This window comes from Acidimicrobiales bacterium, assembly GCA_030747595.1.
Classification (GTDB): domain Bacteria; phylum Actinomycetota; class Acidimicrobiia; order Acidimicrobiales; family MedAcidi-G1; genus UBA9410.
Genome location: JASLKK010000009.1, coordinates 1 through 15,934 on the forward strand (window position 1 = coordinate 1; position 15,934 = coordinate 15,934).

Here is a 15,934-nt window from a genome sequence, read left to right on the forward strand (position 1 = left end):
GAACGCGGCGTCCAGCACGCGGTGCTGGAACTCCGGATCGCCTGGCTTGCCGAGCGGTCGCCCAAGTGGGAAGTCACACCACAGACCGCGGGGCGGGGCCGAGCTCTCGATCTGCTTGCGGATCGATCCGAGGGCGACGGTGGCGATCCCCTCAGCCTCGAAAACGTGGGCGAGCGTACTCACGGTACGCGTGCACAGCGGTCAAACCGGGGTAAGCAGAACGACGTCGACGCCCTGATCGCGCAGGAACTTGGCGCCAGCCGGCCCGGAGTCCATGCGGATTGCCGACAGGTCGAACTGGTTGCCGGCGTAGGCCAGATGCTGATCGGCCACGCGGCGGATCACGCCGCGCTCGGCCAATTCGTCGAGTCGGTCCACCGGTAACACGGTGTTCATGTCGTAGGCGAATCCCGACCCGTCGAAGTTGGGACTCCAGTGGCCGGTCACGTAGTCGCGTCGGCTGTCGTCGAGGACGCGGTAACCCGTATCCATGACCTCGAAGTCGTCCTGGTCTGGATGATGCAGCGACGCGGTCGTCACGATCGCGACCGTCGCATCAGCGAGCGGTGGTGGTGTGGTGAACGCCGTCGTCTCGAAACTCTCACCGGGGAGCGCTTCGGTAAGCGCCTTGATGTCGGAGTCAGCCATGAGGGTGAAACTATTACTAGAGGCCATGACCACTCCAATCGAACAGGCTGCCGTTATCGGTAGATGGCTCTGCTGACCTGAAGCCCTTAGATGGCTTGTCGCGTTCCCTAGGACCTGCTGGACTCGACATCGTCCGAGCAAACAGCACACTCATCAGAGAGAAAGCAGGCAGAGCATGCTCTTCCATATCACCCACCACCACGACGAGCACACGTGCCCGGCTAAAGACGACGCCACCATGGCGGTCACTTTCGGCGCGGTAATGGACACCCTGACCGAGCACGTCAACGAGGTGGTGGGCGCCTGGGTAGATCCGCCGGGCCACGATTTCTTCTTCGTGGTCGACGCCGATGACGCCGCCCAGGTCTTTCAGGGCATGTTTCCGATTATCGATGCCGGTACGGCACAGGTCCGACCGGTCGGCGACTTCGCGGCCATGCTCAAGGCCCGGGCCGAGGCGAACGCCTGAGGAAACCTCGACGGAAACCTCGACGAATCTCTTTCGAGCCGGCGGTCAAGGCCCTCACTGTGGGCGGCTATTTCGCAGCGTTTGGCCGCCCCCTCCGGAAGAAGGGGCTTAGGCCTCTATTTCCTGTGGACTGTTCAACACGCCGGCACGGGCCCTTCGGAGGTTCTGGTGGCGACCCCCCCCACGTAAAGGCGAGCAGGTAGTCCGTCAACCATGATCACCTCGGTTCGTATGAGGCTGGGACGACCCATCTCGACTCCCTGAGATGCTACGACTATCGGGCTGCCCGTACCGGTTCCGGCCAGGTTGTTACGTACGAGATAGCAGGCCAGGGCCCGATTGGTGGTACCTGTGGCCGGAGCCTCAGGAGTTCCGACAGCCGGGCAGAAGTCGCGGCACCGAATGGTCACCCCGGGGTCGCTGGTCTCGGTGGTGAACACAGCAAGCGTGTCCGCTCCGATGCGGCGGCACAGATCCGTGACGGCCTCATAGTCCGGGCAAATCCCCACGATGGTGGCTAGTCGGTCAACTCGGACCACCAGATGTGTGAAATCGGAACTCGCTACTTCCAGACCCAACGGCCCGATGATCGCCCCGGTTTCAATGCCCAATAGTGATGCCACTTCGGCTACCCCAACCGGGCAGGGGGCGGCAACGGTTGGTTCCAGCGTCAGTATGACTTCCGGTCGCCCGCTGGCCCTTATCGCCACATCAACTGTCGCCGTACCTCCCGGCGTCCGGAGTGTCCACGACACCGCTCCTGGGTCCGTTCCCAGTCGGTTCTCTTCGACTAGCCAGGTGAAGAGAGCGATAGTCCCATGACCGCACATTGGGTACTCGGTGAGCGTTGAGAAAAATCTGACATTGACGACTCCTGCACTCAGACCAGTTACGAAACAGGTAGCCGGCGCCCCTACCTGAGTCGCTATCTGCTGCATCCGTTCAGCACTCAATCCCGAAGCAGCCCCGACCACGCCGGCGACGCTGCCGCCGCCCGCCACCTCCGAGAAGGCGTCGTAGAGAGTCAGCGTCCGGTCAGATTCGGTCATGCCATGGCTTTGCTTGCTCGAGTTCACGGGCCAGACGTAGAACCGTGGTCTCAGAACCAACCGCTGCGCCGAACTGGACTCCAATTGGTAGGCCGTCACCGGACCACCCGAGGGGCACTGAGGCCGCCGGACCACCGGTCACGTTGAACAGCGGGGTGAAAGGGATTGCATCGAGGAGGTGCTGGAAATAACTGTCCCAATCGTCGGTCTGCATGTCGAGCTGCCCAAGAGGCATTGGCGGCTCGGCCAGCGTCGGAGTTAGCAGCAGGTCGAATCGTTCGAAGAACTCCTCCATGGCGTGCGCCACCCGCTGTGCGTGGCGTAGCGCCGCCTCGTAGGCGACACCGTCATGTCGTGCGCCAGCCTCGAAGCAGGCCACCGTGATCGGCTCTAGTAGTCCTTCCGTCACGGCGGCTGGCTGATCGGCCAGCACCGCCTGGACTACCTGTCGGATATTCGTGGTGAATACCACGTCGAGCGCGTGACGGAGTGCTCCTCCCTCAACAGGTGGTCGCACTTCCTCGACCAGGCAGCCCACTGACTCACAAAGGATCGCTGCTTCGGCGGCTACTCGTGCGCATTCTTCCGACACGGCTTCGCCAGCCAGGCCGTCGGTCCACAGCGCCACGCGGAGGTCTGGCATATCCCGGACTAGCGCATCGATGAAGGGCCCCGCTGATTCACGAAATTCATTGACCCGACCGGGCAGGGGTCCCGCAGTGGCGTCAAGCAACACCGCTGAGTCACGGACACTATGGGTCACGGCATGGCCGGCACTCAGCCCGCCAAGACCCTCGGGTTGGTCGTTGCCGAGCGGCACCCGCGATCGCGAGGGCTTGAGCCCGAACAACCCACAGTTGGAGGCCGGAATTCGAATCGACCCTCCGGAGTCGGTGGCATGTGCAGCGGGTACTACGCCGGTTGCCACGGCGACAGCCGAACCGCCGCTCGAACCACCGGCGCTGCGGGTCGGGTCGAAAGGGTTGGGGGTGACTCCGAACAGTGCCGGTGCTGTGCATACGTTTAGGCCGAACTCCGGGGTGTTTGTCTTCCCGAGGAGGATCAGGCCGGCGGTCCGCAGGCGTTCGATCAGCACGGCATCGCGGTCGGGAACGAAGTTCGCAAGGGCCCGACTTCCGTTCGTAGCCGGCATGCCCCGAACCCAGGTGTTGAGGTCCTTGACGAGGTACGGCACGCCGGTCAGCGGGCCAGTTGGCAGGAGGGCACCGACATTGCGGTGGGCGTCGTCGAAGCAGGTGGTGACCACGCCGTGCAGCGGCCGTTCTGCCGCTTCGATCCTGGCCATGCTCTCCTGCAGAACCTCGGCTGCCGTTACCTCACCGGTAGCTACCAGCGCTGCGAGTCCCACGGCGTCGCGGCCGGTGTACTCCTCGGCGCTCAGCACTATTGGTCCTCAGTCAAGAGCGGATGCCACTAGTGGTCCTCAGTCCAAAGCGGATACGAAGACAGGGCTTTGACTCCGCCAGCAGTCACCTGAACCATCTGCTCGAGCTTCACGCCTTGTGTGCCTCCCAGTCGGCCCACATAGCTCTCTACGGCCAGCACGACCCCGTCCTCGAGTTCGCCGTCGTAGCCGCAGCGGACCCAGTCGTCGGGATATGGGATCTTTGGGTACTCGTCGCACATTCCCACACCGTGGAAGGCACAGACGTAGCGTTGGGCGACGACGTCGTCGGGTTGGCGAAGCACAGCCTGGGACAACTCCCGGAACGAGGCTCCAACATGTAGCAGGGCCGTGTTGTGTTCGATCTCGGCTCGGGCCAGTTCGTACAGGTCGCTCTGTTCGGCGGTGGGGGGCACGCCTCCACATAGAAATGTCCGGGAGATATCGGCGCAGTAGCCGAACGGTCCAATCATGTCTGTGTCGAACGGGACCAGATCGCCGACTCCGATGGCCCGGTCAGTGGCCTCCTGGTACCACGGGTTGGTGCGGGGGCCGGAGCACAGCATCCGCCCATCGATCCAGTCGCCGTCGTGGGCGATATTGACCTGGTGGAGGATGGACCACAGTTGGTTCTCGCTGATGCCGGGCACCAGGGCACCCTCCATTGCCGCCATACCGTGCTCGGCTACGTCAATCGAGTAGCGAAGGGCATCGAGTTCTAGTGGTGACTTGCGGCTCCGAGCCAACTCGACTGCAGGGTCGGCGTCGACGACACGCAGGTTGGCGTCAGTCAGAGCCACATGTCCGCTGGGTGACGTGCGTTCCAGGCCGATCGTGGCCGTTGCCGGCAATCCGACCTCGGAAAGATAGGCGGCAACGTCGCCGGCGAACCCAGCTGCCACCGCTGAGAGGTCCATTCCGGCATCAAAGGCGGTAACCGAGTGAGCCGGCCGAGCGTCATCGATGGTGCCGGTCGGACCGGAATAGCCGCCGTAGAGCACCAGCGGGCCGACGACAGGAACAATCAGGTAGGTCGAAGGGATGTGGCTCTGGAACAGTGGAAAGCCCCGGTAGTCGGCGGCGTACCGGAGGCTCACCGGGTTGGTCAGCACACACACGTCAAGACCGCATTCAGCCATGGTTTCCTGGAGCCGGGTGAGTCGACTGGCACGCAGTGCGTCTAGGTCCAGGGGCGGTGGTTGCAGGAATTCGGGCACGGCGCGGACTGTAGACCCTGACGGCCCCTGGAGAGCGAGCGGTGGAGAGTTCCCGCAGGTGCACAGGCCTGTCAGTAGGGAATACGCCGGTCCATCGGTGAGCGAATCGAAGTACCTCTGGAAGCCGTGAGCGTCTAGGTCCCTTTCCGACGCCGCACGTATAGTGAGATTCGCTTCCGCCAGCCAATTGGGGACGTACCGGCATGACGTACGCAGGAAACCGACGGATCATCGACGTCGACAGCCACCTCTTCGAACTCGACGACTTTCTTCACGCGGTCGCGACTGACGAGGAAGCCGCCTTCATCCGACCGATGGAGGCACAGACCGAACTGCCGGTCTCACTGGAGGCCATCAACCGGGGTCGTGAGCACCTTGATCGCCGGAATGCTGATCCTGAGTTGATGACCAAGTTCGAAGCGGGGATGTTCGACATAAGCCGTAGTCCTTGGTCCCGCCTCGGTGCGTTCGATCCGGCTGAACGGTCCCACGCGCTCGACGTACTCGGCTTCGAGCGTCAGATCGTGCTCGGCACGTTCTCGTTCCACCAAATTGCTCATGAGGAAAACGCAAAAGCGCTCGAAATCGGTGCCCGTGTCCATAATCGCGCAATGGGCCGTTTCTGTTCCCACGATGAACGGTTGCTCGCGGGAGGGTACGTGCCGCTCTCACTCGGCCCAGACGTGGCCGGCGGACTCCTCGATGAGGCTTTCGCCGATGGTTGCTACACGGTAATGGTGGACACGAACGAGGCTGATCCAACAGCGCGCTCGTTCACACATCCCGACTTCGATCCGGTTTGGGCTCGCTTCGCTCAACGGGACGTACCTCTCCTGGTGCACATCGCGGTTAACGGTCGCTACGAGCCCGTCACGCCGAGTTTCAAAAACAACGGGCGCGGTTCGACGGCCGCGGGCGGTGATGCCCCGGATTCGAACCTGGGTCTCGTCGCGATGAACAACTCGGCCGAGCTGTTCCTTTCGGCGATGATCCTCGACGAGGTCTTCGAACGTCACGACGGCCTGCGGTGCCTCTCGCTCGAACATGGGGCGTCGTGGGTGCCGGGCTGGCTCCACAAACTTGACTTCGTGGAGCGCTCGACCTGGGCTGTCGCTCCTCGAAGCCGGAGGGCTTCCGACGTTGCCCGAGAGCGCGTCCGTTTTGCACCGTTTGCTGGCGAGCCGGTCGGCTGGCTCATCGAACAGCTTGGCCCCGACATGCTCTGCTTCGCGTCCGACTACCCCCACCCCGAGGGATCGAGGGATCCGATCCGGAAGTTCGAGGCGACCATGGACGGGGTTGACCCGGCGGCGCTCGAAGCCTTCTACGCCGGCAACGTGGAGCGGTTCCTCGGCACCGCGCCGACCCCGGTCTGAGCGAGCAAGCACCCCACCGCTCCCGGTGGGTCAGGAAGCACGTGGTGTCGATGGCTGAGCAAGAGGGACATCGCCAACGGGCACACTGGAGACCGTGAACCGAACAACCGTCGTGCACAACCAGGTCGACGAATACGACGTCTACATCGGACGCGCGGTCCCCGAACACGGTATTGACGACAGCAAATGGGGAAACCCATTCGTTATGGCCAATGACAGCGACGCTGAACGCGAGCGTGCAATCAATGCCTACCGGGAATGGGTGGTCGCTCAGCCAGAGCTGATGAGTTCACTAGAAGAGCTCCGGAGCAAAAGACTGGGTTGTTGGTGTGCGCCAAAGGCATGCCATGGCGACGTGCTGATCGAACTCCTGGACAAGGCCTAGTCGGTCATTCAAACCCGGGGTGGTCAATCGCCGCCAGAGCCTGGAACACCCGCGCCGTGTCGCCCTCGACCAACAAATCGCCTGAGTCCACAGCGCCACGAATGTCGCCAGACCCCGTCAAAATCTGATCCCAGACCTTCCTGGACCCCGTAAGCACAGCTTCGGCATCAAGTCCATCCGTTGGGCAGGCGATGTGGTTGCGAAAGTGGATGCCCGTACGTTCACCGTCGAGTACCACAGCCAGGTGAAGATCGACACCAGCAAGCCGATCGGGCTCAACGAGAACCCGGATCACAGATACTGCTGCGTCCAGCGACCACCGTCCTACCTGTCGCCGACTGAATCGATGCGTTCTCAGCCTCGACATGTCGATGGTGCCATCGAGGTCGAGAGCCCTAGTGAGACACCAGTTGCGAACATTTGCGGAGGTCGTGCGCCTGGCCGCGGTACGGAGGGCATCAGCAAGGAGCCGTTGGTCTTGTTGCGTCGATCCTGGACGACGCGCGAGACGGCCGGCAAGTGACAGAGCCCAACGGCAATCGTTGTCGCTTCCAGCGAGTGCCTCGACGCAGAGCGTTCTCACCTTCTCGTCGCCGCCCATGGCTGAGATCGTTCGCTCTGCTTCATCGGATGAATCCAGTGGAAGCAGGCCTACCGGATCGCCGTCGAAGAATCCGAAGAGGCCGGTCCGGATTTGGCGGACGTGGTGTTCAACTAGGCCGTAATGCTGTTGGGTCAACCAGTCCTTGTCGTACATCGTTGGCAAATGGATGCGGTGCGCGAGTTCTGGACCCGTTGCTCCGCGGTTTGTCCAGCGGACGGTCTGGTCCCATAAAAACTGGATTGAGTCGCGATAGGCGGTGACCCTTCGCGCTATTTCTTCCTTGCCCGACAAGGGGGGGCCGTGGGTTGCCACGAGGTGGTCGGCGTTGAGGGAACGGAGGTGGTCAAGCCCGTCAAGGAGCACCCGTGGATCCCGGTATTCCTCCCCTCGGATAGCAAATACGTTGAAAAGCGCTGGCCACACCAGGTTGTGAATCGCCACATCGAGGTTGGGGAACCAGAGGGTGACCGAGTCGTCGGCATCGGAAGGCGCAGGCGTCACCTCCATCTCCAGCCCAGCGAGGTCTACCGTGACCTGCTCCGAGAAGGTTTGGTCGGCTGCCACGTAGCCGGGCGTCGACGGTGCGTGATGTGGCATTCGGTAGGCGAGTCCCAACCCCACATTGACGAGCCCATCAGGTCCCTCATCAGGTAGTTGGATGCCGAACTGCTCGACAAGCCCGCGACTGTAGGCAGGAGCGATCTCCATAGCGGCCCGTTCAAGGTTCTGAGCGATGCGCTCGTGCCCCCAGATAGCAGTGACTGGTTCCTGCTCCGTGAGCGCCACTGTCCCGTTGACGTAGTGAAAATGTGTGTAGACAACCGCAACCACTGGCTCTGTCGTGACTCGGCGAAGTTGATCCAAGGCACTCCGCATCTCCTCCACCGATTCGCCGGTGTCGATCGCGATGATGCCTTTAGGGCCGCGGAGGAATGTCTGGTTTGACAGACCGTTTCCTACGAGGCACCAAACTCCGTCACGCACCTCGTACATGTTGGGGGCTAGGCGCTTCGTGTGCTCGTGTAGCGATCGGTCGGCAAGTCGGCCCTGTGCGTCGGCCACGACGCGGGAGTCATCATCGGCAAGCGTGTTCGAGTCCCCCATACACGGATCCTAAGTCGGGCAGCAATCTGGCAGAACGGCTTGGCAATGGAAGGAGTCAGGAACCTGGGGCTAGACGGCGTTGACCAGGGTCATTCAAGTTCCACCTCGGTGGTCCCGGTCACGCCGACTCCAGAGTCGACGTCAGCTGGTCGCGTAGGAGGTCGAGCTCGTCGTCGACGGCCAGGTCACCGACCCGGTTGGTGGTCTCGTTGGCGTCGGTGACGAGGTTGAACAGTTCGCTCACTTCGCCGGTGTCGGCGTTGATGGTGGCCCGCCAGTTCCCGTTGCTGATGGCGTGCCAGGTCGGCAGTCCGGGGCGTATCCGGATCATGCTCACGACGTTGTCGCGGGTCGCCCCGTCGGCGCCGGTCACGAGGGGCACCAACGACTGGGACGGCGCCCCGTCGAGGCCCGGCGCAGCGCCGGCATCGAGCAGGGTGGCGGCGACGTCGAAGGCCTGGACCGGCGCTGTTTCGACCCGGCCTGTGGTTCCCGCGGGGGGACGCACGATGAGCGGCACCCGGACCGAGGACCGGTAGAAGTTCATCTTGGCCATGAGCCCGTGGTCGCCGAGCATCTCACCGTGGTCGGCCGAATAGACGATCCACGTGTTGTCGAGCTGGTCATGCTGCTCCAACTGGGCGAGTAGGTCACCGATGCGCTGATCGATCAGGGACAGCATCGCGTAGTACTGGCGGGCGCCGGCCAACACGAAGTCGTCGGTTAGCAGCTCGCTGTGTGAGTGTTTGCGGAGCCCGTTCAGGTGGGTGGCCCATTCGTCTGTCGCCGGTGTCGGCTCGGACCGGGCGGTGCGCTCGATGTCGGCGTCGGCGTAGTGGTCGGCCCAGATCGGGTCGCCCATGAGCGGTACATGGGGCTGCACGAACGACAGTTGCAGGAACCATGGTCGGTCGCTCGGTTGGCGGCCCATCCACTGTTGCGCTTCGTCGGCCAGGAAGCAGGTGAGGTCGAGTTCCTGGGGCAGGGGAGAGGTGACGCCGTTCCAGTGGCGGTCCCCGCCCCGGAAGTTGGCGCTGACCACCTCCCGGTACGCGTCGAGGGCGTCGTGTTCCTGCAGGAACCGCATGTAGGGCGTCTCCCACTCGCCGACGTGGACGTAGCGGTCGAACTCCTCGACGACGTGGTCGAACCCGAAGCTGCCGATCCACTGGTCGGTCGGCGCTGGCGTTCCCGGCTCGACCATCATTGGCCATGACGCGAAGTGCGTCTTGCCGATCGACGCCGTGGTGTAGCCGGCCTGTTGCAGACGACGGGGGAAGGTGTCCCATTCGGGTCGGTAGTCGCCGGCGAAGTTGCCGAGCACCCCGTGGTCGTTGGGGTAGCGGCCGGTCAGTAGCGAAGCTCGGGCCGGTTGACAGATCGGGCTTTCGGTCCAGGCCTGGTCAAAGCGGACGCCCTCTGAGGCCAATCGGTCCAGATGGGGGGTGATGACGATGTCGTTACCGGCGCAACCCATGACGTCGGCGCGGTGCTGGTCGGCGTAGATGAAGAGAAGGTTGGGCTGTCGGTCGCTCACTGGATCACACCCTCGCACGGGTGTCACCCGATTGCTATTAGTGCAACAGCGAGGCTTGAACCGCCGAGTCCTAACGCCTGCCACCACCACATTCTCTGTCCTCGTATCGCAACACCAAGGAGTACGGCCACCGCCGCGTACTGCGAGCCCGCGACGCTCACCACGGCGAGGCTCCCTCCCCTGAGGGCAAGAACGAAGAGGACCACCGCTGCGATCCCAAATATTCCAGCTACGAAAGAAACGATGAAGGCGCTTCGCTCATTTGGGAAGATCCGGGGCCCGGTAGCCCGAGCAACCGAAATCGCGACAAGAAAAGCCACGGTTCGTTGAATTAAGAGTGGTGAAGCGCCGGCGTCGTGTCCGATATAACTGAGCAGGATCAACAAGATGCCGAGAACAACCCCGGCCAGGCTTGCAATAAGGAGGCTGGCCGACCCGTTATCCGAATTTCCACGTTCGTAGGACGACAACGCAATGGCGATGAGGCCCAACATGAGGCCGACTGAGGTGATCGTCGACGGTGAAGTTCCTAATACGAGAACGTCCCACAAGGCCGGTACGCCAGACATCACTACCGCTGCGGTTGGCGCAGCGGAACGCAAAGAGCCACGGGAGTACGCGACGAACAGCAGCAGAATGCCAACACCGTTAGCGGCCCCGGCGAGGGCGCCGTTCACTAGGTCGGAGGTTGTGGGATTGGCAGACCAGAACACGGCGGCAACCGCCATTGCGACAACGCCGGCGAGCAGCACCGTCGAAGTGACTTCGCTGGCACGCGCCTTCTTGGTGACGTCGGACGCGAAGAAGTCACTCAACCCAATTGAGAATGTCGAGAGCACCGCGTAGATCACCGACATGAGACGGCAGTATGCATTGTGGCCCGCAGCGTTATGTTTTTTCGGCTCGGCACTTTGGGAGTTGAACGGACTCAGCGTGACTGGCAACGACAAGCCGTAGATCTCCACCTCTGTGGCCTATACGAAGGTCCCGCGCGACCACACGGTTCCTGAATCGGGTCTTTGATGCCCCACACGACGATTGATCGTCAGCGCGTGTGGGACAGATTTCGTCTGGGCCGATCGAGACCATGAGGATCACGCACCACTACGTCGCCTGCGAGCCATCAGGTTGTCCAGCCGGTGATCGAACGCGGCCACGCCGTAGAGGGCGGCTCCTGCCATCGTGAGGCCTCCAACCACGTCGAGTGGCCAGTGCTCCAGATGGCTCACCCTTGTCCAGGAGGTCACCACGGTGAGTGTCACGCCTACTACAGCGACCCACGTGGCCGTCGCTGTCGATCCGTGCCGACGAGCCAGAATCGCCAACGTGCCGGAGATGAGCGCCACGAAGACCACGTGCCCACTGGGGTAGCCGCCATTGCCGTAGGCGTAACTGCTCCAGGATCCTGACGCGGTCGGGCGGGGTCGCTGTACGAGGTCACCCACGCGAGTAAGGCCGGTAAGGGCGCCTGCCAGTCCGAGCACCGCAATGGCCCGCAGCCCCCAGCGCCACCAGACGAACAGGCAGGTGGCGGCGAACATGGTCGGTGCTGCCAGATCGTTGAATAACGGCTCGAGTACGTCGCCGATTCGATCTACCGGTCCGGGCGAGTTGCGGTGGATCCAGAGGGTCACCCCGGTTTCACCGGCGAACGGTCCGTTGCCACGTGCTGCGAACGTCGAGGCGACCGACGCGGAGACAAGCGCTACCGGTGCCCATCGCCTCGAACCCATGTCGCCCTCCCGCCATTACCGGAACTATTGGAGCCGGTCGAACGGTTGGAGAATAGGCCGGTGGGCCCGACCGTGGAACGGATGTCGGGTCGCATGCAGGTCTCTCGCCGGGTGCTGTTTCAGGACTCCGAGCTGGAGCTCGCGTTCTTCTGGCTACGCGGACACGGAGTTAGTTGACGGGGTCGTCACATGGGTCCACGTCGTAGAGCGGATTTGCCCGCCAGAGTCCCTTCTCCCAACCGGGAAAGATGTTCAGGCCTGCATCGGCGAGGACGGCTTCAGTGGTGCTCCGTGCTGCCAGAGCAGCGCCCTCCCGGCAGAGGTGCACACCGTCAATCTTTCGAATCGGCCATGGCTCGCCGGACCGGTCAATCTCGTCTATGTACTGGCCCTCGTTGTCGGTGAAGCTGGGCGTGAGGTCGATAATCGACAACCGATCATCGCCTGCGGCCACTTCTAGGAGCAGGCGCGTAAGGCGGGCGGGTCCGTCTGATTCGGGTGAAGGAAGCATTGTCAGCCAGTAAACATGTGCGCCGTCGGCCGATAGCACGTCGACCGCCATCCGGACGAGGAAGGCGAACGAATCCTCCCAGTCGGGATCCTCTGGTTTCGGAATGCGGTCATCGCTGCCCCAGACGTCGCTGACGTCCCAGATCCCGGTCTGGACGATGACCGCCTCGGGCCGGACCTCATCGAGGAACGGGAGCCAAATCTCCCACCACTGGTAGACGGGCCACCGACTGAGGCCGAACCCGACCTGGGTCCGGTTGGCCGAAACGACCCGGCCTGTGCGTTGGAGTGCGGCGGTGAGGGCGGGTTCGATCTCGTAGGTGACGCTGTCGCCCACCACCATGACCCGGAGGGGGTCCTCGGAAGTCGGTGAACGCAGAAGCAGAGTCTCCTTCGGGGGGACGGAGATGCCGCTCCCGGAGATTGTCGTGGTCGCCGGAGTCGTGGTCGCTGGAGTCGTGGTCGCTGGAGTCGTGGTCGCTGGAGTCGTGGTCGCCGGAGTGGTGGTTGACGGAGTGGTGGTAGCCGTAGGACGGGCTGCCACCTGGCGGACCCGATCAGACAAGGCATCGACTCGGGTCTGAAGCTCGACGACATCTGCTTTCATTCCGTCGAGGTCGACGGGGGTGGCACAGCTCACGCCGCTGATCACGACCGCAAAAACCAGGGTGGCCACAAGGGCTGGTCGACGACGGATCACGTCCGTGTCTCGGGGGTTGAAGGTTGGCGCAAGCCCTGCTCCGTGATCGTGTCCGATGTGAACCCAGGCGGACGTTATTGCCTGAGCCACCTACCATCCGGCGGGTGAAACACGAACCCGTTCATCCAGCACCTTCCGATGCCGACCAACGGGCGGCCGTCCCGGTCGTCGTCTGTTACCCGCCGGAGACCATCCCGCCGTTGGATTCCGACCTGATCGCCGCAGCACGGACTGGGATGGTCAAGGTCGACGAGGTTGTCGTTTCGCCCCGGGAGGCCGCCACCTTCGAGGTGTCCGCCGGGGGCCTGTTCCGGATAGTCAGCGTCGATGGCCCCCAGGTGGGCGACCTGAACCTGTTCCATGCCCACGATTTGAGCGAACGCTTCTGGTCTGGCAAGACCCGGGCTCTGCACGGAACCCACCTGTCGACCGGTGATCGGATGTGGAGCACGCTGCCGCACCTGCGCCCGTTGGCCACCGTTACCGACGACACCCTCGACTGGTACGGCTACGACACCGATGGGGGAGGAGTGCACGACGTCATCGGCACCCGTTGTGACCCCTATACCCAGCATTTGTTGACCCGCATGGACTACCACCACTGTTGCCACTCGAATTTGACGAGGGCCGTGGCCCGTCACACGGATCGTCCTGAGCGTGAGGTCGAACTCCTGGTCCACGACGTGATGAACGTGTTCATGTGCACCGGTTTCACACTTGATACCCACCAGTACTTCATGAAGGCCAGTCCGGTCCGTCCCGGCGACCACATCGAGTTCCTAGCCGAGGTGGACCTGTTGGGGGCGTTGTCGGCTTGCCCTGGTGGCGACTGCGGCGATGAGCACTCGTCGGACACGGCGGCCTGTCACCCGCTCCTGGTGGAGATCTACGAGTCGCCGGTCATGGAGTCCTGGGAGCCGGCTCCAGGATCGGCTTACCGATGGCCGACTCGCCCAGTCTGACGAATTGGAAAGAGCGGGATTAGTCACGGATAAAGGCTCCGACCGTCTCCACGTGGGACGTACCGGGAAACAGGTCGACGACCACCAGGCGTTCTAGCCGCATTCCGGCTTTCGCTAGCAGTGCAGCATCGCGGGCGAATGACGAGTGGTCGCAGCCGATCAGGACGAACAGGTCGGGCTGACATTTCAGCAAAACCCGGACGCTGTCACGGTCAAGGCCTGCCCGGGCCGGATCGGCAACCACCACCTGGGCAGGAGTGGCCTTCCACTGTTCCACGGTCGACGGAGCAATCCGGACGCTGCCGTCCTTGATACGGGCACCAAGGTTGACGCGGGCGTCGGCCAGTGAGGCCTTGCCGCGTTCCACTGCAGTGACGGAGCGGCCTGCCCCAACGGTGCCGGCAAAGATTCCCACCCCGGCGTAGGCGTCGACCATCGGGCCATTGGCAGTGGGTGCGAGGGCGGTCACCATGGCGTCTACCACTTCGACCAGGGCGTCCACGCCGGCGGGACGGTTCTGGAAAAACGACCGGGCCGAGATCCGCCATCGGCGACCTGCCGCCTCCTCGTGGATCCACGCACGTAGGCCGGCGTCCAATTCGTTGATCGAGACCACGAGGACGTCCTCGGGCACGTCGACCTCCTCGGGGTCACCGCCGTCGACAATGACGATCCGGTCGCCGGTGCGGGCACCCACCCGGATGGTTACCTCGGTGGCCTCGTCGAAACGGCCGTCCAGTAGGAGTTCCTCAACCCCCGGATCAACCGCTGAACAGGATCGGGGAATGATGACCTCGTGGGATCCGCCGGCCCGGTAGCCGGCCCGACCGCCGACCACCGCGGCCCGCACTGTCGTCCGTCCGTGATCGTTCATAAGGGGTCGGATCTCTGCGTCGGGAAAGGCAACATCGGCCCGGGCCAGCTGGTCGGTCACCATGCCGGCCTTCATGACGGCCTGGTGGCCGGGGTCAACGTGGAGTAGATCACAGCCTCCGCAACCCTCGGTTCGGTGGCGGCATAGCACTTCAACTCGGTGAGGCGACGGAGAAACGATCCGCAGGATGCGGGCCCGAGACCAGCGCTTGTCCTGCTGGAATACGGTGGCCTCGACGGTCTCGCCGGGCAGGGCGCCCTCCACGAACACCACCAGACCGTTGTCCGCCCGGGCGATCCCGGCACCATCGCGTGCCGTGTCGATTACCTGGAGTTCCACGATGGGACGGTAACCGCCGGCGAAGTCTGGGAAGGCCGTCCACGGGAGGGTTACGGTCGTCGCCGGCGAGCCACCCGGCTCGCAGCACACGAACACGGGGAAATGAACATGCAGGAAGCGTCCGCTTCAATGGGACGGGTGCTCACCGAAGATCAGGTTGACGACTACCTGAGAGACGGCTGGCTGTCCCCGTTCGATCTGCTGACCGCCGACGAAGTGGCCGCGGCCCGTCTAGCCCTGGAAGACTTCGAGGCATCCTGCGGCGGTGATCTCGGGCCTGTCTACCGGTCTGGTTCCCACATGCTGCTGCCATGGGTCGACGACCTCATGCGCCACCCCCGCCTGTTGGACGCCGTGGAGGAGCTGATCGGCCCCGACCTTCTGTGCTGGAACTCCATCTTTTGGATCAAGGAGGCGGACAGCGCCAGCTACGTGGGCTGGCACCAGGACTACGAGTACTGGGGTCTTGACGACGATCGCCTGGTCAGCGTCTGGATCGCCTTGTCTTCAGCCAGTGCGGAGGCGGGTTGCATGTCGGTTATCCCCGGGAGTCAACGACGCTCGATCAGCCATCGTGACACCTACGCTGCCGACAACCTGTTGAGCCGTGGCCAGGAGCTCGAGATCGATCCGAGTGAACATGACCCGGTTTCCATGCCGTTGTCACCCGGTCAGGTGTCGTTCCATAACGTCCGGACGGCCCATGGTTCGGGTCCCAACACCACAGATGACCGGCGAATCGGCCTGTCGCTGCACTTCATGCCGACGTCGGCCCGCCAAACCAAGGTCGACTGGGACGCTGCCGCCCTGGTACGCGGAATCGACGACCACGGGAACTTCGCCCACTGCCCACGACCGAAGATTGACATGGACCCTGACACGCTTCCGTTCTTCCAGAAAGCCGCTGAAGCAATGCGCGAGATCATCTACACGGACACGCCGACCACGGAGCAGTCGAGCTGAGGTCGGACCGGTGTCGCTGTGTGAAGCGGCAAGAGGTGCCGGTGACATGGAGTAGAAGG

At 63.3% G+C, this 15,934-nt stretch carries 17 protein-coding genes; 6 read left to right on the forward strand and 11 right to left on the reverse strand.

Annotation, left to right across the window (positions count from 1 at the left end; translation table 11 throughout):
• Together QF777_08170 and QF777_08175 are read right to left on the reverse strand one after the other, a co-directional pair.
• The coding region (locus tag QF777_08170) for a selenoprotein B (protein ID MDP6911522.1) at positions 1–183 on the reverse strand (183 nt) is incomplete at its 3' end.
• A gap of 18 nt (positions 184–201) precedes the next feature.
• Positions 202–648: a glycine/sarcosine/betaine reductase selenoprotein B family protein gene (locus QF777_08175; protein ID MDP6911523.1), complete on the reverse strand. Its 447-nt coding sequence runs from the start codon at positions 646–648 to the stop codon at positions 202–204.
• A gap of 175 nt (positions 649–823) precedes the next feature.
• On the opposite strand from QF777_08175, the gene QF777_08180 reads away from it, so the two are divergent.
• Complete coding sequence (locus tag QF777_08180) at positions 824–1,117, forward strand: hypothetical protein (GenBank protein MDP6911524.1); 294 nt, start codon at positions 824–826, stop codon at positions 1,115–1,117.
• A gap of 134 nt (positions 1,118–1,251) precedes the next feature.
• On the opposite strand, the gene QF777_08185 is transcribed toward QF777_08180, so the two are convergent.
• Genes QF777_08185 through QF777_08195 form a run of 3 tightly spaced genes read right to left on the reverse strand, consistent with a single transcriptional unit; the run spans position 1,252 to position 4,788 of the window.
• Positions 1,252–2,166, reverse strand: a complete 915-nt coding sequence (locus QF777_08185; GenBank protein ID MDP6911525.1) for a PhzF family phenazine biosynthesis protein — start codon at positions 2,164–2,166, stop codon at positions 1,252–1,254.
• Positions 2,153–3,571 (reverse strand): amidase, encoded by a 1,419-nt coding sequence (locus QF777_08190; protein ID MDP6911526.1) that lies wholly within the window; start codon positions 3,569–3,571, stop codon positions 2,153–2,155. The genes QF777_08185 and QF777_08190 overlap by 14 nt, the downstream gene beginning before the upstream one ends.
• Positions 3,572–3,600: 29 nt before the next feature.
• Positions 3,601–4,788, reverse strand: a complete 1,188-nt coding sequence (locus QF777_08195; GenBank protein MDP6911527.1) for a Xaa-Pro peptidase family protein — start codon at positions 4,786–4,788, stop codon at positions 3,601–3,603.
• Positions 4,789–4,991: 203 nt separating this feature from the next.
• Between QF777_08195 and QF777_08200 the strand changes: the two genes are divergently transcribed.
• Both QF777_08200 and QF777_08205 read left to right on the forward strand, forming a co-directional pair.
• The gene (locus QF777_08200; protein ID MDP6911528.1) at positions 4,992–6,164 is read left to right on the forward strand and encodes an amidohydrolase family protein; all 1,173 of its coding nucleotides are present in this window, start codon (positions 4,992–4,994) and stop codon (positions 6,162–6,164) included.
• A gap of 94 nt (positions 6,165–6,258) precedes the next feature.
• Positions 6,259–6,549 (forward strand): DUF4326 domain-containing protein, encoded by a 291-nt coding sequence (locus tag QF777_08205; protein ID MDP6911529.1) that lies wholly within the window; start codon positions 6,259–6,261, stop codon positions 6,547–6,549.
• Positions 6,550–6,553: 4 nt separating this feature from the next.
• Here the strand turns inward: QF777_08205 and QF777_08210 are convergent, their stop codons facing one another.
• From QF777_08210 to QF777_08230, 5 genes are all read right to left on the reverse strand, one after another.
• Positions 6,554–8,257, reverse strand: coding sequence for an alkyl sulfatase dimerization domain-containing protein (locus QF777_08210; protein MDP6911530.1), 1,704 nt, complete (start codon positions 8,255–8,257; stop codon positions 6,554–6,556).
• A gap of 118 nt (positions 8,258–8,375) precedes the next feature.
• The gene (locus tag QF777_08215; GenBank protein MDP6911531.1) at positions 8,376–9,794 is read right to left on the reverse strand and encodes a sulfatase-like hydrolase/transferase; all 1,419 of its coding nucleotides are present in this window, start codon (positions 9,792–9,794) and stop codon (positions 8,376–8,378) included.
• A gap of 23 nt (positions 9,795–9,817) precedes the next feature.
• The gene (locus QF777_08220; GenBank protein ID MDP6911532.1) at positions 9,818–10,759 is read right to left on the reverse strand and encodes a hypothetical protein; all 942 of its coding nucleotides are present in this window, start codon (positions 10,757–10,759) and stop codon (positions 9,818–9,820) included.
• A gap of 129 nt (positions 10,760–10,888) precedes the next feature.
• Positions 10,889–11,527 (reverse strand): phosphatase PAP2 family protein, encoded by a 639-nt coding sequence (locus QF777_08225; GenBank protein ID MDP6911533.1) that lies wholly within the window; start codon positions 11,525–11,527, stop codon positions 10,889–10,891.
• A 169-nt stretch (positions 11,528–11,696) separates the two neighbouring features.
• The gene (locus tag QF777_08230) at positions 11,697–12,380 is read right to left on the reverse strand and encodes a hypothetical protein (GenBank protein MDP6911534.1); all 684 of its coding nucleotides are present in this window, start codon (positions 12,378–12,380) and stop codon (positions 11,697–11,699) included.
• 64 nt (positions 12,381–12,444) lie between these two features.
• Here QF777_08230 and QF777_08235 point away from each other — a divergent pair, with 64 nt between their 5' ends.
• Both QF777_08235 and QF777_08240 read left to right on the forward strand, forming a co-directional pair.
• Entirely contained in the window at positions 12,445–12,621 is a 177-nt protein-coding gene (locus tag QF777_08235) for a hypothetical protein (GenBank protein ID MDP6911535.1), read from the forward strand.
• Positions 12,622–12,841: 220 nt separating this feature from the next.
• On the forward strand, positions 12,842–13,699 hold the full coding sequence (locus tag QF777_08240) for a DUF1989 domain-containing protein (protein MDP6911536.1): 858 nt from the start codon (positions 12,842–12,844) through the stop codon (positions 13,697–13,699).
• A gap of 19 nt (positions 13,700–13,718) precedes the next feature.
• Here QF777_08240 and QF777_08245 read toward each other — a convergent pair whose 3' ends face one another.
• Entirely contained in the window at positions 13,719–14,912 is a 1,194-nt protein-coding gene (locus tag QF777_08245; protein ID MDP6911537.1) for a TRAM domain-containing protein, read from the reverse strand.
• Between the two features lie 108 nt (positions 14,913–15,020).
• Between QF777_08245 and QF777_08250 the strand changes: the two genes are divergently transcribed.
• The gene (locus tag QF777_08250; GenBank protein ID MDP6911538.1) at positions 15,021–15,875 is read left to right on the forward strand and encodes a phytanoyl-CoA dioxygenase family protein; all 855 of its coding nucleotides are present in this window, start codon (positions 15,021–15,023) and stop codon (positions 15,873–15,875) included.
• Positions 15,876–15,934 lie beyond the last annotated feature (59 nt).